The organism is Pantoea sp. Cy-639, from assembly GCF_011752525.1.
GTDB lineage: Bacteria > Pseudomonadota > Gammaproteobacteria > Pseudomonadales > Pseudomonadaceae > Aquipseudomonas.
In genome coordinates this window covers 421,916-438,488 of the sequence record NZ_VWXI01000002.1, presented here as the reverse complement: position 1 = coordinate 438,488, position 16,573 = coordinate 421,916, and the positions used below count along the sequence as shown (strand labels likewise).

Below are 16,573 nucleotides of genomic sequence, written 5' to 3'. Positions count from 1 at the left end.
CTAATGTCCACTGCGACCGTGGGATGAGGCGGGGTAGAGTTGTGAGAGTTTTCTTTTGAAGCTGTCGGTCTCAGGCAGATTGCTGAGTGTTCCGGTGACAGGCTGTGGTGGCAGGAGGTGTAGGCGTGGGGAAGCGATGCATCCATTCGCGTTGCAATGGCGCGGGGCAGGCCAAGGTACGACCAGGCAAGGCTGTCGGGGCAGCGCGGTCTTGCTGAACGGTCTTTTCAGTAGCCAGAAAAAAGCCTGTCGTGCATGAGCAGGACAGGCTTTGGTCGTTGGCCAGCGGTGGGGCGATCAGGGGCGTATTTCGATCACCGTCCCGTCCTTGACCATGCTCCATACCTCGCGCATGTCGGCGTTGCGCATGGCGATGCAGCCTTCGGTCCAGTCGAGGGTATGGAAGTACCACTCCGGGTACTCTTCGTTGAGCGGCGTGCCGTGGATCATGATCATGCTGCCGGCATCGACACCTTCGCGGCGTGCCTTGGCCGCGTCGGTGATGTTCGGGTAGGAGATGTGCATGGCCAGGTTGTAGCGGTCGCTGACCTTGCGCCAGTCCAGCGAGTACAAGCCCTCGGGGGTCTTCTTGTCGCCCTCGCGCTCCTTGGCCCCCTTGGGTTGCTTGCCCAGGGAGATACGATAGGTCTTGAGCGGCTGGCCACGGCTGATCAACTGCAGGCGGCGCTCGGACTTGAGCACCAGCACCTTGTCGATCTGCGGGCCCTGCGGCACGACGACCTGGGACGCCGACGGCGTCTTGCGGATGATGGTTTCGGTGAAGGCCGCCTGCGACACCGAGGCGACACTGAGGCAGAAGAGGGCAAGCAACCAACGCATGAAACCGTATCCCTGAAACTTAGGTGGTGGACGACGAAACGTTCATCGGCGGCAGGTATTCATGGCCTATCGGGTAATGCTGCCTGATGCGGTCGTGATAATAGCATTCTAGTGTGCGTGTCACGGTGCGAAAAGCCAGCGTGTCCCATGGGATCTCCTGTTCCTCGAACAGGCGCACCTCCAGGCTCTCGACACCCACGGCGAAGTCCAGGTCGCTCAGCTCGGCGCGGAAGAACACATGCACCTGGTTGATGTGCGGCAGGTCGAACAGTTGGTACAGGTGGGTTTCGCCGACCCGGGCGCAGGCTTCCTCGACGGTTTCGCGACGGGCGGCAGCATCGAGGGTCTCGCCGTTCTCCATGAAACCGGCGGGCAAGGTCCAGAAGCCGCGTCGCGGCTCGATGGCGCGACGGCACAGCAACACCTGGCTGCCCCAGGTGGGCAGCACGCCGGCGACGATGTTGGGGTTCTGGTAGTGGATGGTCTGGCAGTGGTCGCAGACATACCGTGGACGGCTGTCGCCCGCGGGGACTCTCAGGGTGACCGGCTGGCCGCACGCGCTGCAGAATTTCATGCTTTCATTCCTGTGGGGTCTGGCTATCTTGGCGTGCCAGCCTCACCTACCGCAAGGGCCTGCGGGCGGGGCTTGGGTGCCCCGCGGCTTTGGTGCATCATGCAGGGCAGGCCATGGAATCGAGAGTGCGTAATGCTGGACGAGCTTCTTCGCCGAATGAGCAACCACACCCCGGCCCAGCTGGAGGTGGATCGTCGCTTCCCCGAGGCGGCGGTGCTGCTGCCCATCACCCGCAGCGAAGAGCCGGAGCTGGTACTGACGCTGCGCGCCAAGGGCTTGTCCACCCATGGCGGCGAAGTGGCGTTCCCCGGTGGCCGGCGTGATCCGGAGGATCCGGATCTGGTGTTCACCGCGCTGCGCGAGGCGGAGGAAGAGATCGGCCTGCCGCCGGGCCTGGTCGAAGTGATTGGCCCGCTGAGCCCGCTGATCTCGTTGCATGGATTGAAAGTGACGCCGTTCGTCGGTTTGATCCCGGATTATGTCGAATACCGCGCCAACGATGCGGAAATCGCCGCCGTGTTCAGTGTTCCGCTCGATTTCTTCCGCCAGGATCCGCGTGATCATACCCACCGCATCGATTACCAGGGGCGCAGCTGGTATGTGCCCAGCTACCGTTACGGTGACTACAAGATCTGGGGGTTGTCGGCGATCATGATCGTCGAGCTGGTCAACCTGCTGTTCGACGCCGGTATCAGTCTGCACCAGCCCCCCGAGCGATTCATCCAGAACTGAACGGGGTCCACCCCGTCACTGCCGTTCATCCGTGAGGAGCGATACATGAAATACCGCCTGGGCGACCTGCGCGTCGAGACCCACCCCACCAGTTGGGCCGCGCCCAACGCCACGCTGATCGGCAAGGTGCGCCTGCAGGCTCGCGCCAGTGTCTGGTTCGGCGCGGTGCTGCGCGGCGACAACGAGCTGATCGACATTGGCGAAGACAGCAATGTCCAGGATGGCACGGTGATGCACACCGACATGGGCTCGCCGCTGGCCCTTGGCAAGGGCGTGACCATCGGCCACAACGCCATGCTGCATGGCTGCACGGTGGGCGACTACAGCCTGGTCGGCATCAATGCGGTGATTCTCAACGGCGCGCGCATCGGCAAGCACTGCATCATCGGCGCCAACGCGCTGATTCCCGAAGGCAAGGAGATTCCCGACGGTTCGCTGGTGATGGGCTCGCCGGGCAAGGTGGTGCGCGAGCTGACCGAGCTGCAGAAACGCATGCTCGAGGCCAGCGCCGCGCACTACGTGCACAACGCCCAGCGTTACGCGGCGGAGCTGGTCGTCGATGATGAGTGACGAACGCCCCGTGGCCTCGCCCTGCGTCAGCATCTGCGCACTGGACGAGCAGGATATCTGCACCGGCTGCCAGCGCACGGTGGACGAGATCACCCGCTGGGGCCGCATGGACAACACCGAGCGGCGGCTGGTGTTGCAGCGCTGTCACGAGCGCGCGGCGGCGGCGGGGCTGATCATCGGCCTGTAGTCTCCTCCCGCGAGGATTGTCGCGTGGGAGCGGGCTTGCCCCGCGATAGGGGCAACGCTAATCTGTCCGGCTTGCCCAAACCAAACAGTCATCATGTTCTATCTCATCGCCTACATCAGCAGCGTGGTGCTGATCAACTACGCCTTTTCCAGCGCGCCGCACCTGGACGTGATCTGGTCCGCCTGGGGCGGCCTGGTGTTCATCCTGCGCGACATGGTGCAGACCCGCTACGGGCATGGCGCGCTGCTGGCGATGCTGGTGGCGCTGGTGTTGTCCTATGCCACCTCGGAGCCGGCCATCGCCCTGGCCAGCGCGACGGCGTTCTTCGTTTCCGAACTGATCGACTGGCTGGTGTTCAGCGTCACCCGCCGTCCCTTGCGTGATCGCCTGTGGCTCAGCTCGGCGCTGAGCATCCCGGTGGACACCTTCATCTTCTTCGGCATGATCGGCGCGCTGACCCCGGCGGTGATCGGTACCGCGCTGGCCTCGAAGTTCGCCGGGGTCACCGTGGTCTGGCTGATCATGGCCTGGCGTGCACGGCGCGCGCTGGCGGCATCCTGATGTAGAATATCGGTCCATTTTTCAGCGGGCGGCAGCCAGCGTGGCGCAGCCCCGGATGTCTTCGAGGACCTGAAATGACCCGTATCGGAACCCCATTGTCGCCCACCGCGACCCGTGTACTGCTGTGCGGCTGCGGCGAGTTGGGCAAGGAAGTGGTGATCGAGTTGCAGCGCCTGGGCGTCGAAGTGATCGCCGTGGACCGTTACGCCAATGCGCCGGCCATGCAGGTCGCGCACCGCAGCCACGTGATCAACATGCTCGACGGTGTCGCCCTGCGTGCGGTGATCGAGGCCGAGAAACCGCACTACATCGTCCCTGAAATCGAAGCCATCGCCACCGCCACACTCGTCGAGCTGGAAAACGAAGGGTTCAACGTGGTACCCACCGCCCGTGCCACCCAGCTGACCATGAACCGCGAGGGCATCCGCCGCCTGGCAGCCGAGGAGCTGGACCTGCCGACCTCGCCGTACCACTTCGCCGATACCTTCGAGGACTACAGCAAGGCCGTCGCCGACCTTGGCTACCCGTGCGTGGTCAAGCCGGTGATGAGTTCGTCGGGCAAGGGCCAGAGCCTGTTGCGCAGTGCCGACGACCTGCAGCGAGCCTGGGACTATGCCCAGGAAGGTGGCCGAGCCGGCAAGGGCCGGGTGATCATCGAGGGTTTCATCGACTTCGAGTACGAAATCACCCTGCTGACCGTGCGCCATGTCGGCGGTACCACCTTCCTCGAGCCGGTCGGCCACCGCCAGGAGAAGGGCGACTACCAGGAGTCCTGGCAGCCACAGGCCATGAGCGCGAAGGCCCTGGCCGAATCGCAGCGGGTGGCCCAGGCAGTCACCGACGCGCTGGGCGGGCGTGGCCTGTTCGGCGTGGAACTGTTCGTCAAGGGCGACCAGGTGTGGTTCAGCGAAGTCTCGCCGCGCCCGCACGACACAGGCCTGGTCACCCTGATTTCCCAGGATCTGTCGCAGTTCGCCCTGCATGCCCGCGCGATCCTCGGCCTGCCGATCCCGGTGGTGCGTCAGTTCGGGCCGTCGGCCTCGGCGGTGATTCTGCCCGAGGGGCAGTCGCAGCAGACCAGTTTCGCCAACCTCGGCGCCGCCCTGAGCGAGCCGGACACCGCCATTCGCCTGTTCGGCAAGCCTGAGATCAACGGCACCCGCCGCATGGGCGTGTGCCTGGCGCGCGATGTATCGGTCGAAGCGGCGCGGGCCAAGGCGACTCGTGCCTCGCAGGCGGTCAAGGTCGAGTTCTGATGTGACACCTTCGCGGGGCAAGCCCGCTCCCACGCAGGTTTCGGCCTGGCGTGGGCGTAGGCTTGCCCCGCGATGGGGTCAAAGTGCGGTATTGCGCGTCTCTTTCAGGCACAGCACGGCCACCAGGCTGATCACCGCCGCTGCCGATACATAACCACCTACCCAGCTCAATCCCCCCATGCTCACCAGCTTCTGGGCAAAGAACGGTGCCGCCGAGGCGCCAACGATGCCACCCAGGTTGTAGGCCGCCGAAGCGCCGGTGTAACGCACGTGGGTCGGGAACAGCTCCGGCAGCAGTGCCCCCATCGGTGCGAAGGTCACTCCCATCAGGAACAGCTCGATGCTCAGGAACAGTGTCACGCCTGCGGTCGAGCCCGATGTCAGCAGCGGCTCCATGGCAAAGCCCGAGGCGATCGCCAGCAAACCGCCGACGATCAGCACCGGCTTGCGCCCGTAACGATCGCTGAGCCAGGCCGACAGCGGCGTGGCCAGGGCCATGAAGACCACGGCAAAACACAACATGCCGAGGAAGCTCTCGCGGCTGTAGCCCAGCGTCGATACGCCATAGCTCAGCGAGAACACCGTGGAGATGTAGAACAGCGCGTAGCACACCACCATCGCCGCCGCGCCGAGCAGGGTCGCCAGCCAGTAGCGGGCGAACAGGTCGACCACCGGCATCTTCACCCGCTCATGGCGTGCCACGGCCTTGGCGAACACCGGGCTCTCCTCGAGTTTCAGGCGCACGTACAGGCCCACCAGCACCAGCGCGGCGCTGAGCAGGAACGGAATGCGCCAGCCCCAGTCGCGGAACTGCTCGTCGCTGAGCAGCAGGGCGAGGGTGAGGAACAGGCCGTTGGCGGCGAGAAAACCGATCGACGGGCCCAGTTGCGGGAACATGCCGTACCAGGCGCGCTTGCCTTCGGGGGCGTTCTCGGTGGCCAGCAATGCCGCGCCGCCCCATTCGCCGCCCAGTCCCAGGCCTTGGCCGAAGCGCAGCAGGCAGAGCAACACCGGCGCCCATACCCCAATGCTGTCGTAGCCGGGCAGCACGCCGATCAAGGTGGTGGAAACGCCCATCAGCAGCAGCGAGGCGACCAGGGTCGATTTGCGCCCGATGCGGTCGCCGAAGTGACCGAACAGCGCCGAGCCCAGCGGCCGGGCGAGGAAGGCGATGCCGAAGGTGAGGAAGGCCGCGAGCATCTGCGCGGTGCCTGACCCGGATGGAAAGAACACCGGGCCGATCACCAGCGCGGCGGCGGTGGCGTAGACGTAGAAGTCGTAGAACTCGATGGCGGTGCCGATGAAGCTGGCGGTCGCCACCCGGGCAGGCGAGTTGACCGGGGCGGCCGAGGCAGGCTCGGCATAGGTGCTGCTGGTAGTCATGCGGGATCCCTGACAGTCGGTGCTCCATGGGGCACGGCCCATGTGGCAGGCACACGGGAGCCGGAGCGTATTGTTATGAGTGGCGTGACTGACGATAGCCCAGGGGATAGAAGGGAGGCGGGCGCTGTTCGGGGTGCTGAAGCAGGGCCGCGGGCGTGTCAGTGATGCGCGCTGGCCGCGGAGCGCCGGGTGCGGGTAGCAGGCGGGGCGGCAGGGCTGGGTAAGCGTGGACCGAGTATAGCTACCGGGTCACGGTCCAGACCAGTACCTTGCTGGCGCAATTGTCCTCGGTTTCGAGGATTTCCAGGCGATAGCGGCCGATCTTCAGGCACACCGCGCTTTCCGGGATGCTTTCCAGGGCTTCGGTGACCAGGCCGTTGAGGGTCTTCGGGCCGCCGTCGCAGGGCAGGTGCCAGCCCAGCGAACGGTTGATCTCGCGCAGCGAGGCGGTGCCTTCGATGACGAAACGACCGTCGGCCTGCGGATGGACATGGGGGTTGTCGAGGCTGTGTTCGTCCTCGAACTCGCCGACGATTTCCTCGAGGATGTCTTCCAGGGTGACGATGCCCAGCACCTCGCCATACTCGTCCACTACCACGCCCATGCGCCGCTGCTGCTTGTGGAAGTTCAGCAGTTGCATCTGCAGCGGGGTGCTTTCCGGGACGAAGTAGGGCTCGTAGCAGGCGGCCCGCAAGGTTTCCAGGGTCAGTTCGGCGCGGGGCAGCAGGTGGCTGATGAGCTTGGTGTTGAGCACCGCCTCGACTTGGTTGATATCGCTGTGGAACACCGGCAGGCGCGTATGGCGACTGACGATCAACTGCTCGACGATGCGCTCGATCGGGTCGTCGAGGTTGATGCCGTCCACTTCGTTGCGCGGCACCAGGATGTCGTTGACGGTGATCTTGTCCAGCGCCTGCAGGCCTTCGTTGATGCCGTGGTGAACGGGGTCGTGGGGAGCGTCCGGGTCGGCATCGTCTTCCTGCGGGTGCAGGGCGATGGCGCTGGTTGTCACCCGAAATGGCCGCAGGATCAGCCTGGCGCAGCCGTCGAGCAGGCAGGCCAGCGGCTGCAGCAGTTTCAGTGGAACAGCGAGCAGGTTGCCGCCAAGGCTGATGAATGTCTGTGGGTTGCGTCGGGCCAGGCGTCGAGGCAGGTATTCGGCCAGCACCAAAAGGGCCAGCGTGGCGGTCAGGCCGGCGAGCCAGAAACCGTGCTCGCCACTGTGGCGTTGGCCGATCAGGCAGGCCAGGCCCAATACCAGCAACTTGCCGAAGCTGGCGCACAGGACCAGGGCCTGGATCGGCACGGCAGGTTCGCTGGCGTCGCCGCGACCGTTGAACTGCTGGCGGGCGCAATCCACCGCGGTGAACAGCGCCGACCACAGCAGGGCCAGTGCGAGGGTGCCGAGCAGCGGGGCGTACGGCAGAGTGTCCATGGGGCCGTCAGATATGCAGGATGAATTCGCGGACCAGCTTGCTGCCGAAATAGGCCAGCATCAGCAGGCAGAAACCCGCGAGGGTCCAGCGGATCGCCTTGTGGCCACGCCAGCCCAGGCGGGTACGGCCCCACAGCAGCACGCCGAAGACGATCCAGGCCAGGCAGGCCAGCAAGGTCTTGTGCACCAGGTGCTGGGCGAACAGGTTGTCGAGGAACAGCCAGCCGGAAATCAGCGACAGCGACAGCAGGCCCCAGCCGGCCCAGAGGAAGCCGAACAGCAGGCTTTCCATGGTCTGCAGCGGTGGGAAGTTGCGGATCAGTCCGGACGGATGCTTGTTCTTCAGCTGACGATCCTGCAGCAACAGCAACAGTGCCTGGAACACCGCGATGGTGAACAGGCCGTAGGCCAGAATCGACAGCAGGATGTGCGCGAGAATGCCGGGCGCTTCGTTGACCAGCGGCACCGTGCCGGGTGGGGCGAATTGGGCCAGCAACGCCGTCACCGCCCCCAGCGGGAACAGCAGCACCAGCAGGTTCTCCACGGGAATGCTCAGACAGGCGATCAGCGTCAGGCCGATCACCGCCACGGCGATCAGGCTGGCGGCGCTGAAGAAGTCGAGGCTCAGGCCAAGCGGGGTGATCAGCTGGAAGAGCAGCGCGCCGGACTGGGCGAGCACGGCCAGCATCCCGAGCAGGCCAAGCAGCCGTTTATCGGCGCGGGCGCCACGGGCCAGGCCGGTGGCCTGGTAGACAGTCGCGGCCAGATAAAGGAAGGCGGCGATCAGATTGGGGATGAGGCTGGGTGAAGAGAACATAAGTCCTGGCAGGCAAGCCCTAAAGGGACGGAGTTTGGCATAGAACGCGGTGGGCAAGGAAGACTGCGTATCAATCGCGGGCGATGCAGGCGCCGAGCTTGCCGGCGAACACCGGCGTGCCGGTGTCATGCGGCGCGGTGCCGGTTGCGCCAATCGCACGACACGTTTGCCCGGTGGTCCAGCGCAAGGTGTGCGCCGCTCCCAGTCTTCGCTATAATCGCCGCCTTGTTGTGCCCGGCGCGTGTGTACTTTCCCCCTGGGCACCTGAAAAACCTCGGCTTCACTGGGCCTGAAAGGATCACCATGTTCGAAAACCTGACCGACCGCCTGTCACAGACGCTGCGCCATGTCACCGGCAAGGCCAAGCTGACTGAAGACAATATCAAGGACACGTTGCGCGAAGTGCGCATGGCCCTGCTCGAGGCCGACGTTGCCCTGCCGGTGGTCAAGGATTTCGTCAACAGCATCAAGGAACGCGCGGTCGGCACCGAAGTGTCGCGCAGCCTGACCCCGGGCCAGGCCTTCGTGAAGATCGTCCAGGCCGAGCTGGAAAGCCTGATGGGCGCGGCCAACGAAGAGCTGACGCTCAATGCCGCTCCGCCCGCCGTGGTGCTGATGGCCGGTCTGCAGGGTGCTGGTAAGACCACCACCGCCGGCAAGCTGGCGCGTCACCTGAAAGAGCGCAAGAAAAAGAGCGTGATGGTGGTCTCGGCCGACGTCTACCGTCCGGCCGCGATCAAGCAGCTCGAGACCCTGGCCAACGACATCGGCGTGACCTTCTTCCCGTCCGACATCAGCCAGAAGCCGGTGGCCATTGCCGAGGCGGCGATTCGCGAGGCCAAGCTCAAGTTCATCGACGTGGTGATCGTCGACACCGCCGGCCGCCTGCACGTCGACGCCGACATGATGGACGAGATCAAGGCCCTGCATGCCGCGGTCAAGCCGATCGAAACCCTGTTCGTGGTCGACGCCATGACCGGCCAGGACGCCGCCAACACCGCCAAGGCCTTCGGCGACGCCCTGCCGCTGACCGGCGTGGTGCTGACCAAGGTCGACGGTGATGCCCGTGGCGGTGCCGCGCTGTCGGTGCGCGCCATCACCGGCAAGCCGATCAAGTTCATCGGCATGGGCGAGAAGACCGAAGCCCTCGAGCCGTTCCACCCCGATCGTATCGCCTCGCGCATCCTCGGCATGGGCGATGTGCTCAGCCTGATCGAGCAGGCCGAGCAGACCATCGACAAGGCCAAGGCCGACAAGCTGGCCAAGAAGCTGAAGAAGGGCAAGGGCTTCGATCTCGAGGACTTCCGCGACCAGCTGCAGCAGATGAAGAACATGGGCGGCCTCGGCGGCCTGATGGACAAGCTGCCGAGCATCGGTGGCGTCAACCTGTCGCAGATGGGCAATGCCCAGGGCGCGGCCGAGAAGCAGTTCAAGCAGATGGAGGCGATCATCAACTCCATGACCCCTGCCGAGCGTCGCGACCCCGACATGATCAGCGGCTCGCGCAAGCGCCGCATCGCCCTCGGTTCCGGTACCCAGGTGCAGGACATCGGCCGACTGATCAAGCAGCACAAGCAGATGCAGAAGATGATGAAGAAATTCTCCGCCAAGGGCGGCATGGCCAAGATGATGCGTGGCCTTGGCGGGATGCTGCCAGGTGGCGGCATGCCGAAGCTGTAATCGAATCCGACCGGCTTCCTTTATATAAGGGAGCCGGTCAGACCCCCGCTTTGGCGGGAACATGGCCGCCGCGAGGCGGCTGAAACCGGCAGAGCTGAACGGTGGGCCAAGGGCTTGCCGAAAAAGGCATTTGCAAATGTCCGTGTATTCCCCGAGAATATGCGGCCTTTTGGGCACGCGTGTGCCCATTGGGCATTCAGTTTTGCAGCACCGACTATAGGAACGATGTTCACATGGTAACCATCCGTCTTGCCCGTGGCGGCTCCAAGAAGCGCCCTTTCTACCACCTGACCGTGACCAACTCGCGTAACGCCCGTGACGGCCGTTTCGTTGAGCGCGTTGGCTTCTTCAACCCGATCGCTTCGGGCGCTGAAGTCAAGCTGTCGGTCAACCAAGAGCGCGTCACCTACTGGCTGAGCCAGGGCGCACAGCCGTCTGAGCGTGTTGCTCAGCTGCTGAAGGAAGCTGCCAAGGCCGCAGCCTGAGCAGTATGAACGCGACGCCAGAAAAGGCTGACGACCTGATCGTCGTTGGCAAGATTTTTTCGGTTCACGGCGTTCGCGGCGAGGTGAAGGTGTATTCCTTTACCGATCCGATTGAAAACCTGTTGGATTATCCGCGCTGGACGCTCAGGCACGAAGGCAAGGTAAAGCAGGTCGAGCTGGTCAGCGGTCGTGGCTCCCAGAAGGGCCTGGTCGTGAAGCTCAAAGGCCTCGATGATCGTGATGAAGCCCGTCTTCTGAGCGGCTTCGAAATCTGCATCCCGCGGAGCCTTTTGCCCAACCTGGCAGCCGACGAGTACTACTGGTACCAGTTGGTGGGCCTGAAGGTCATCAATCAGGACGAACAGCTGTTCGGCACGATCGATCACCTGTTGGAGACCGGCGCGAACGATGTAATGGTGGTCAAACCCTGCGCAGGCAGCCTGGATGATCGCGAGCGTCTGTTGCCCTATACGGCGCAATGCGTGCTCGGTATCGACCTGGAAGCAGGCGTGATGCGGGTTGAGTGGGACGCGGACTTCTGAACGATGGGTAACCTTCGCGTAGACGTCATCACGTTGTTCCCCGAGATGTTCTCGGCCATCACGGAGTACGGCATTACCAGCCGCGCGGTGAAACAGGGGTTGCTGCAAGTGACCTGCTGGAACCCGCGGGACTACACCACTGATCGCCATCACACGGTGGATGATCGGCCGTTTGGCGGTGGTCCGGGCATGGTGATGAAGATCAAGCCTCTGGAAGACGCCCTGGTTAGCGCCAGGCAGGCGACCGGAGCATCGGCGAAGGTGATCTACCTCTCGCCACAAGGCCGCAAGCTGACTCAGCAGGCGGTCAAAGGCCTGGCCGAACAGGAGTCGTTGATCCTGATCGCCGGTCGTTATGAAGGCATCGACGAGCGCTTTATCGAGGCTCATGTCGATGAGGAGTGGTCGATTGGTGACTATGTGCTTTCCGGCGGCGAGCTGCCGGCCATGGTACTGATCGATGCGGTTACACGGCTGCTGCCCGGAGCTTTAGGGCATGTGGACTCGGCGGAGGAAGACTCTTTCACCGACGGTCTGCTGGATTGCCCGCACTACACCCGACCTGAGGTGTATGCGGATCAGCGTGTTCCCGACGTGTTGCTAAGTGGCAACCATGCACATATCCGGCGTTGGCGGATGAAGCAGTCCCTTGGTAGGACCTTCGAACGACGCGCCGATCTTCTGGAAAGTCGCTCGCTTTCTGGAGAAGAGAAGAAGCTGCTCGAGGAATATCTCCGCGAGCGGGACGATAGTTAAACGTATCGATGGTGGATCGCGTATCCATCTTAGGAGCACAGCATGACCAACAAGATCATCCAGCAGCTCGAAGCCGAGCAGATGAGCAAGGAAATCCCGACCTTCGCACCAGGCGACACCGTTGTCGTTCAGGTCAAAGTGAAGGAAGGCGATCGCTCGCGTCTGCAGGCGTTCGAAGGCGTCGTCATCGCCAAGCGTAACCGCGGTCTGAACAGCGCCTTCACCGTGCGCAAGATCTCCAGCGGCGTTGGCGTTGAGCGTACCTTCCAGACCTACAGCCCGCAGATCGACAGCCTGGCCGTGAAACGTCGTGGTGACGTGCGTAAAGCCAAGCTGTACTACCTGCGCGACCTGTCCGGCAAAGCCGCTCGCATCAAGGAAAAACTGTCCTGAGTGCAGTTTGCCCGGTGGCCAAGGCCGCCTAGCGAGAAAAAAGCAGCCTTCGGGCTGCTTTTTTGCGTTTTGAATCTTGCCTTTGCGATGTGACCCCGAGATGACAACCCGAGACCAGGAAATCCAGCGCCGCACCGAACTGTCGGTGACCCGCGTGACCAAGGCGGTGTTCCCCAACACCACCAACCACCACAACACCTTGTTCGGCGGCACCGCCCTGGCCTGGATGGACGAAGTGTCGTTCATCGCCGCCACGCGTTTCTGCCGTCTGCCGCTGGTGACCGTGTCCACCGATCGCATCGACTTCAAGCATCCGATCCCGGCGGGCTCGATCGTCGAATTGGTGGGCACGGTGATCAAGGTCGGCAACACCAGCCTGCAGGTGCAGGTGGATGTATTCGTCGAGAACATGTACCTCGATGGCCGCGAGCGGGCGATCCATGGCGTGTTCAGCTTCGTCGCGATCGACGAGGACAAGCGCCCGGTGCCGGTACTGCCCCAGGCCTGATTTGCCGAGGGCGAGCTTGTTCCGCGAAAGATGGCACCGATGTCGCCGTGGACAAGCCTGTTCCCACGTGGTGCAGGCCTACGACGCCGCGGGCTGTTCGCCGGTTTGCGGCTCTACCAGTGCCACCACCGTCCATCCCGGTTGAGGAATGAGCGGGGTGTCCGGGCTGGCCACATGCACCCAGCCTTGCCCGTCCCGGGCGAACAGCAGCGTGGCCCGCGCGCCATGCAGCTGTTGGTACTCACTCCAGTCGAAGGCCTCGGTCAGCGTGGTGCTGTACAGTTCGGCGCCTTGCTGCAACTGCTTGGCCAACTGCCCGTAGGTCATCGGGTTCGAGCCCAGTAACTGCCCACGGTGCTCCTCGCTGGCCCGATGCTTGTCGCTGCGTTGTCTCTCCAGGCCGCTGGCCAGCACGAACAGTCGCGCCTGGCCAAAGTCGTGGCGAAAGCGGGCGCAGGCCAGGGCATTGAGCTCTCCCGCCGGTGACAGGCCCAGTAGGTGGCCGAGCCCGACCAGGTCGAGGTGAGCATCGGCATGCTGAGAGGCGGGGTTGCCAAAGTAGGTGGGCAGGTTATCCATGCGCGCGGCGCGGATGTTCTCCCAGCTCGAGTCGGTCAGCAGCACTCGGCAACCCAGTTGTTGCAGGGCTTTGGCGATGGCCCGCGCGGGTGGGTTGGCGCCGACCACGAGAAAGCCGCTGGGCGCCGGCTCCGCCACTTTGAGCAGGCGTGCCAGTGGCCTGGCCGTGGCGCTTTGCAGCACCACGGTGCCGATGATCACGGAAAACGTCAGCGGCACCAGCAGCAGGGCGCCCTGGTGGCCGGCCTCGTCGAGGCGGATGGCGAAGATAGCCGATACTGCCGCGGCGACGATGCCGCGGGGTGCAATCCATGCCAGCAAGGCCCGCTCGCGCCAGTTCAGGGATGAACCCAGGGTCGACAGCCACACGTTCAGCGGGCGAGCCAGCAGTTGGATGACCAGCAACAGTGCCAGTACCGCCGGCCCCAGGGTCAGCAGCGCATGCAGGTCGAGACGTGCGGCCAGGAGGATGAACAGGCCGGAGATCAGCAATACGCTGAGGTTTTCCTTGAAATGCAGGATCTGCCGTACATCCACGCCGGGCATGTTGGCCAGCCACATGCCCATGACCGTGACCGCCAGCAGTCCCGACTCGTGGACGATCTGGTTGGCGGCAATGAAGATGCCTAGCACCGCGGCCAACGATGCCAGGTTGTGCAGGTACTCTGGCAGCCATTGCTCACGCATCACCTGTCCCAGCAGCCAGCCGCCGGCAACGCCCAGTGCGCTGCCGCAGAAGATCACCCCGGCGAAGGTCGCCAGGCTCTGGCTCAGGCCGTTGCCTGCGACGCTGGCGATGATGAAGCTGTAGACCACCACGGCCAGCAACGCACCGACCGGGTCGATGACGATGCCCTCCCAGCGCAGGATGTTGGCGACTGTTGCCTTGGGCCTCACCACCCGCAACATGGGCACGATCACCGTAGGGCCGGTGACCAGGGTCAGGGTGCCGAACAGGATCGCCAGGGGCCAATCGAAGCCCAGCAGCCAGCGGGTGGCGAGGGCGATCACCAGCCAGGTGCTCAGCGCGCCCACCGTGACCAGGCGATGCACCACGCTGCCGATTTCGCGCCATTGCGACAGGTGCAGGGTGAGGCTGCCCTCGAACAGGATCAGCGCCACGGCCAGCGAGACCAGTGGCATCAGCAGCGGGCCGAACAGTGCCTGAGGTTGCAGCCAGCCCATTACGGGCCCGGCGAGAATGCCGCACAGCAGCAGGAACAGAATGGCCGGCAGCTTCAGGCGCCAGGCCAGCCACTGGCAGGCCAGGGCGGCGGCGCCGATGCCGCCGATACTCAGGAGAATCTGTTGTTCGCTCATGCGGGCTCCCTATGCAGGCGGTGTTATGAAAGACTAAGCGCCATTTCGCCGTTTGCCACCGAGTCTTCATGCCAGCCCTAGACCATCCCCTGATTGACCAGTTCCTCGATGCCCTGTGGCTGGAAAAAGGCCTGTCCGACAACACCCGTGCGTCCTATCGCAGCGACCTGGCCCTGTTCAACGGCTGGCTGCAGGAGCGAGGGGTGGCGCTGCCGGACGCCGGGCGCGAACTGCTCCTCGACCACTTGGCCTGGCGTTTCGACCAGGCTTACAAGCCGCGCTCGACCGCGCGGTTTCTGTCCGGCGCGCGGGGCTTCTACCGGTACCTGCTGCGCGAACGGATGATTGCCGTCGACCCGACCTTGCAGGTAGACATGCCGCAACTCGGTCGGCCACTGCCCAAGTCCTTGTCGGAGGCCGATGTCGAGGCGCTGTTGCAGGCGCCCGACCTGGGCGAAGCCATCGGTCAGCGCGACCGGGCCATGCTCGAGGTGCTGTATGCCTGTGGCCTGCGGGTGACCGAGCTGGTCAGCCTGAGCCTGGACCAGGTCAACCTGCGCCAGGGCGTGCTGCGGGTGATGGGCAAGGGCAGCAAGGAGCGCCTGGTGCCGATGGGCGAGGAGGCGGTGCTATGGATCGAGCGCTACCTGCGTGGGGGCCGCGCCGAGCTGCTCAACGGCCGCCCCAGCGATGTGCTGTTCCCCAGTCTGCGCGGTGAGCAGATGACCCGCCAGACCTTCTGGCACCGCATCAAGCACCATGCCCTGGTGGCCGGGATCGGCAAGGCGCTGTCGCCGCATACCCTGCGTCATGCCTTCGCCACTCATCTGCTCAACCATGGCGCCGACCTGCGCGTGGTACAGATGCTGCTGGGGCACAGCGACTTGTCGACCACACAGATCTACACCCACGTCGCCAAGGCCCGTCTGCAGCAGTTGCATGCCCAGCACCATCCGCGTGGATGAATGATATTCATGTTCCGCTGACCGGTGCGTGAGGAGCCATTCTGCGCCGGTCTGTTGTGGTAGGCTTGGACGGTTTGTTGCAAGGGCCGACCGTTCGCCACGCTTGCGGCGTGGACGACGCCCTTCAGGCCCCGTCCGCTTTCAGGAGTACCCCATGCGCTTGACCCCGATTTTCGCCGCCGCCGCCCTGGCGCTGGCCAGTACCTTTGCCGTCGCTGCCGCGACCGATAACGCTGCCGCCGCCAACACCGGTGCCGAGCAGGCGATCCGCAAGTCGCTGCAGAACCTCGAGCTGGAGGTGCCGGTCGAGAGCGTCGCCAGCAGCCCGCTCAATGGCCTGTACGAAGTCAAGCTGCAGGGCGGCCGCGTGCTGTACGCCAGCGCCGACGGCCAGTTCGTGATGCAGGGCTACCTGTTCCAGATCCAGGACGGCAAACCGGTCAACCTCACCGAGAAGACCGAGCGCCAGGGCATTGCCAAGCTGATCAACGGCATTCCGGCAGGCGAGATGGTCGTCTACCCGGCCAAGGGTGAAACCAAGTCGCACATCACTGTGTTCACCGACACCACCTGCCCGTATTGCCACAAGCTGCATGCCGAGGTCCCCGAACTGAACCGCCGCGGTATCGAAGTGCGCTATGTCGCCTTCCCGCGCCAGGGCCCCGGCTCGCCGGGCGACCAGCAGTTGCAGGCGGTCTGGTGCTCCAGTGATCGCCGCGCGGCGCTGGACAAGATGGTCGAAGGCAAGGAAATCAAGGCCGCCAAGTGCGCCAATCCGGTCGGCAAGCAGTTCCAGCTCGGCCAGTCGATCGGTGTCAACGGTACGCCGGCCATCGTGCTGCAGAACGGCCAGGTGATCCCGGGCTACCAGCCGGCACCACAGGTGGCCAAGCTGGCGCTGGCCGAGAGCAAGTAATCAATTCAGTACGCCGTCGTCATGGGGTGACGGCATGTTTCACGGTCGGCGCAGGTGCCGGCCGTTCAATGGGG

At 64.3% G+C, this 16,573-nt stretch carries 19 protein-coding genes; 13 read left to right on the top strand and 6 right to left on the bottom strand.

The genetic code is table 11. The annotated features are described in order from the left end of the window. Window positions 1-297: 297 nt before the first annotated feature. Complete coding sequence (locus F3J43_RS04295) at window positions 298-840, bottom strand: L,D-transpeptidase family protein (RefSeq protein ID WP_166883577.1); 543 nt, start codon at window positions 838-840, stop codon at window positions 298-300. Between the two features lie 19 nt (window positions 841-859). Continuing rightward, complete coding sequence (locus F3J43_RS04290) at window positions 860-1,414, bottom strand: NUDIX hydrolase (protein WP_166883576.1); 555 nt, start codon at window positions 1,412-1,414, stop codon at window positions 860-862. A 99-nt stretch (window positions 1,415-1,513) separates the two neighbouring features. Between F3J43_RS04290 and F3J43_RS04285 the strand changes: the two genes are divergently transcribed. The 5 genes from F3J43_RS04285 to purT all read left to right on the top strand — a co-directional run bounded on the left by F3J43_RS04285 (window position 1,514) and on the right by purT (window position 4,720). Next, window positions 1,514-2,146, top strand: a complete 633-nt coding sequence (locus F3J43_RS04285; RefSeq protein WP_353618198.1) for a CoA pyrophosphatase — start codon at window positions 1,514-1,516, stop codon at window positions 2,144-2,146. A 45-nt stretch (window positions 2,147-2,191) separates the two neighbouring features. Then, on the top strand, window positions 2,192-2,716 hold the full coding sequence (locus F3J43_RS04280; protein ID WP_166883574.1) for a gamma carbonic anhydrase family protein: 525 nt from the start codon (window positions 2,192-2,194) through the stop codon (window positions 2,714-2,716). Further along, window positions 2,709-2,903, top strand: a complete 195-nt coding sequence (locus F3J43_RS04275) for a DUF1289 domain-containing protein (protein ID WP_286184328.1) — start codon at window positions 2,709-2,711, stop codon at window positions 2,901-2,903. The genes F3J43_RS04280 and F3J43_RS04275 overlap by 8 nt, the downstream gene beginning before the upstream one ends. Window positions 2,904-2,996: 93 nt before the next feature. Then, window positions 2,997-3,464, top strand: coding sequence for a 7-cyano-7-deazaguanine/7-aminomethyl-7-deazaguanine transporter (locus F3J43_RS04270; protein WP_166883572.1), 468 nt, complete (start codon window positions 2,997-2,999; stop codon window positions 3,462-3,464). A 74-nt stretch (window positions 3,465-3,538) separates the two neighbouring features. Beyond that, window positions 3,539-4,720 (top strand): formate-dependent phosphoribosylglycinamide formyltransferase, encoded by a 1,182-nt coding sequence (gene purT / locus F3J43_RS04265; RefSeq protein ID WP_166883571.1) that lies wholly within the window; start codon window positions 3,539-3,541, stop codon window positions 4,718-4,720. 78 nt (window positions 4,721-4,798) lie between these two features. Here purT and F3J43_RS04260 read toward each other — a convergent pair whose 3' ends face one another. From F3J43_RS04260 to F3J43_RS04250, 3 genes are all read right to left on the bottom strand, one after another. Then, on the bottom strand, window positions 4,799-6,103 hold the full coding sequence (locus F3J43_RS04260; protein ID WP_166883570.1) for an MFS transporter: 1,305 nt from the start codon (window positions 6,101-6,103) through the stop codon (window positions 4,799-4,801). 241 nt (window positions 6,104-6,344) lie between these two features. After that, on the bottom strand, window positions 6,345-7,538 hold the full coding sequence (locus tag F3J43_RS04255; RefSeq protein ID WP_166883569.1) for a transporter associated domain-containing protein: 1,194 nt from the start codon (window positions 7,536-7,538) through the stop codon (window positions 6,345-6,347). Window positions 7,539-7,545: 7 nt separating this feature from the next. Beyond that, a complete protein-coding gene (locus F3J43_RS04250) occupies window positions 7,546-8,355 on the bottom strand; it encodes a cytochrome C assembly family protein (RefSeq protein WP_166883568.1) in 810 nt (269 codons plus the stop codon). Window positions 8,356-8,658: 303 nt separating this feature from the next. Between F3J43_RS04250 and ffh the strand changes: the two genes are divergently transcribed. The 6 genes from ffh to F3J43_RS04220 all read left to right on the top strand — a co-directional run bounded on the left by ffh (window position 8,659) and on the right by F3J43_RS04220 (window position 12,719). Then, window positions 8,659-10,035 (top strand): signal recognition particle protein, encoded by a 1,377-nt coding sequence (ffh, locus tag F3J43_RS04245; RefSeq protein WP_166883567.1) that lies wholly within the window; start codon window positions 8,659-8,661, stop codon window positions 10,033-10,035. Window positions 10,036-10,268: 233 nt separating this feature from the next. Continuing rightward, window positions 10,269-10,520, top strand: a complete 252-nt coding sequence (gene rpsP / locus F3J43_RS04240) for a 30S ribosomal protein S16 (RefSeq protein ID WP_011535318.1) — start codon at window positions 10,269-10,271, stop codon at window positions 10,518-10,520. 5 nt (window positions 10,521-10,525) lie between these two features. Then, on the top strand, window positions 10,526-11,062 hold the full coding sequence (gene rimM / locus F3J43_RS04235) for a ribosome maturation factor RimM (protein ID WP_134694047.1): 537 nt from the start codon (window positions 10,526-10,528) through the stop codon (window positions 11,060-11,062). Between the two features lie 3 nt (window positions 11,063-11,065). Continuing rightward, entirely contained in the window at window positions 11,066-11,818 is a 753-nt protein-coding gene (trmD, locus tag F3J43_RS04230) for a tRNA (guanosine(37)-N1)-methyltransferase TrmD (RefSeq protein WP_008094486.1), read from the top strand. A 42-nt stretch (window positions 11,819-11,860) separates the two neighbouring features. After that, the gene (rplS, locus tag F3J43_RS04225; protein WP_011535315.1) at window positions 11,861-12,211 is read left to right on the top strand and encodes a 50S ribosomal protein L19; all 351 of its coding nucleotides are present in this window, start codon (window positions 11,861-11,863) and stop codon (window positions 12,209-12,211) included. Window positions 12,212-12,311: 100 nt separating this feature from the next. Beyond that, window positions 12,312-12,719 carry an acyl-CoA thioesterase gene (locus F3J43_RS04220; RefSeq protein WP_009683444.1) on the top strand — a complete coding sequence of 136 codons (408 nt, stop codon included), beginning with the start codon at window positions 12,312-12,314 and terminating at the stop codon, window positions 12,717-12,719. Between the two features lie 78 nt (window positions 12,720-12,797). Here F3J43_RS04220 and F3J43_RS04215 read toward each other — a convergent pair whose 3' ends face one another. After that, the gene (locus F3J43_RS04215) at window positions 12,798-14,618 is read right to left on the bottom strand and encodes a cation:proton antiporter (RefSeq protein ID WP_166883566.1); all 1,821 of its coding nucleotides are present in this window, start codon (window positions 14,616-14,618) and stop codon (window positions 12,798-12,800) included. Window positions 14,619-14,686: 68 nt separating this feature from the next. On the opposite strand from F3J43_RS04215, the gene xerD reads away from it, so the two are divergent. Beyond that, window positions 14,687-15,583: a site-specific tyrosine recombinase XerD gene (gene xerD, locus F3J43_RS04210; protein ID WP_166883565.1), complete on the top strand. Its 897-nt coding sequence runs from the start codon at window positions 14,687-14,689 to the stop codon at window positions 15,581-15,583. Between the two features lie 154 nt (window positions 15,584-15,737). Beyond that, on the top strand, window positions 15,738-16,499 hold the full coding sequence (locus F3J43_RS04205; RefSeq protein ID WP_166883564.1) for a thioredoxin fold domain-containing protein: 762 nt from the start codon (window positions 15,738-15,740) through the stop codon (window positions 16,497-16,499). Window positions 16,500-16,573: the final 74 nt, after the last annotated feature.

Excerpts from the sequence above, each read along its gene's own strand:
- F3J43_RS04280 (WP_166883574.1), top strand. The coding sequence starts at position 2,192 with ATGAAATACCGCCTGGGCGACCTGCGCGTCGAGACCCACCCCACCAGT.
- F3J43_RS04270 (WP_166883572.1), top strand. The coding sequence starts at position 2,997 with ATGTTCTATCTCATCGCCTACATCAGCAGCGTGGTGCTGATCAACTAC.
- F3J43_RS04290 (WP_166883576.1), bottom strand. The coding sequence starts at position 1,414 with ATGAAATTCTGCAGCGCGTGCGGCCAGCCGGTCACCCTGAGAGTCCCC.
- F3J43_RS04250 (WP_166883568.1), bottom strand. The coding sequence starts at position 8,355 with ATGTTCTCTTCACCCAGCCTCATCCCCAATCTGATCGCCGCCTTCCTT.
- rplS (WP_011535315.1), top strand. The coding sequence starts at position 11,861 with ATGACCAACAAGATCATCCAGCAGCTCGAAGCCGAGCAGATGAGCAAG.
- ffh (WP_166883567.1), top strand. The coding sequence starts at position 8,659 with ATGTTCGAAAACCTGACCGACCGCCTGTCACAGACGCTGCGCCATGTC.
- F3J43_RS04255 (WP_166883569.1), bottom strand. The coding sequence starts at position 7,538 with ATGGACACTCTGCCGTACGCCCCGCTGCTCGGCACCCTCGCACTGGCC.
- F3J43_RS04295 (WP_166883577.1), bottom strand. The coding sequence starts at position 840 with ATGCGTTGGTTGCTTGCCCTCTTCTGCCTCAGTGTCGCCTCGGTGTCG.
- rimM (WP_134694047.1), top strand. The coding sequence starts at position 10,526 with ATGAACGCGACGCCAGAAAAGGCTGACGACCTGATCGTCGTTGGCAAG.
- F3J43_RS04260 (WP_166883570.1), bottom strand. The coding sequence starts at position 6,103 with ATGACTACCAGCAGCACCTATGCCGAGCCTGCCTCGGCCGCCCCGGTC.
- F3J43_RS04275 (WP_286184328.1), top strand. The coding sequence starts at position 2,709 with ATGAGTGACGAACGCCCCGTGGCCTCGCCCTGCGTCAGCATCTGCGCA.
- rpsP (WP_011535318.1), top strand. The coding sequence starts at position 10,269 with ATGGTAACCATCCGTCTTGCCCGTGGCGGCTCCAAGAAGCGCCCTTTC.
- F3J43_RS04220 (WP_009683444.1), top strand. The coding sequence starts at position 12,312 with ATGACAACCCGAGACCAGGAAATCCAGCGCCGCACCGAACTGTCGGTG.
- F3J43_RS04285 (WP_353618198.1), top strand. The coding sequence starts at position 1,514 with ATGCAGGGCAGGCCATGGAATCGAGAGTGCGTAATGCTGGACGAGCTT.
- F3J43_RS04205 (WP_166883564.1), top strand. The coding sequence starts at position 15,738 with ATGCGCTTGACCCCGATTTTCGCCGCCGCCGCCCTGGCGCTGGCCAGT.
- trmD (WP_008094486.1), top strand. The coding sequence starts at position 11,066 with ATGGGTAACCTTCGCGTAGACGTCATCACGTTGTTCCCCGAGATGTTC.
- purT (WP_166883571.1), top strand. The coding sequence starts at position 3,539 with ATGACCCGTATCGGAACCCCATTGTCGCCCACCGCGACCCGTGTACTG.
- F3J43_RS04215 (WP_166883566.1), bottom strand. The coding sequence starts at position 14,618 with ATGAGCGAACAACAGATTCTCCTGAGTATCGGCGGCATCGGCGCCGCC.
- xerD (WP_166883565.1), top strand. The coding sequence starts at position 14,687 with ATGCCAGCCCTAGACCATCCCCTGATTGACCAGTTCCTCGATGCCCTG.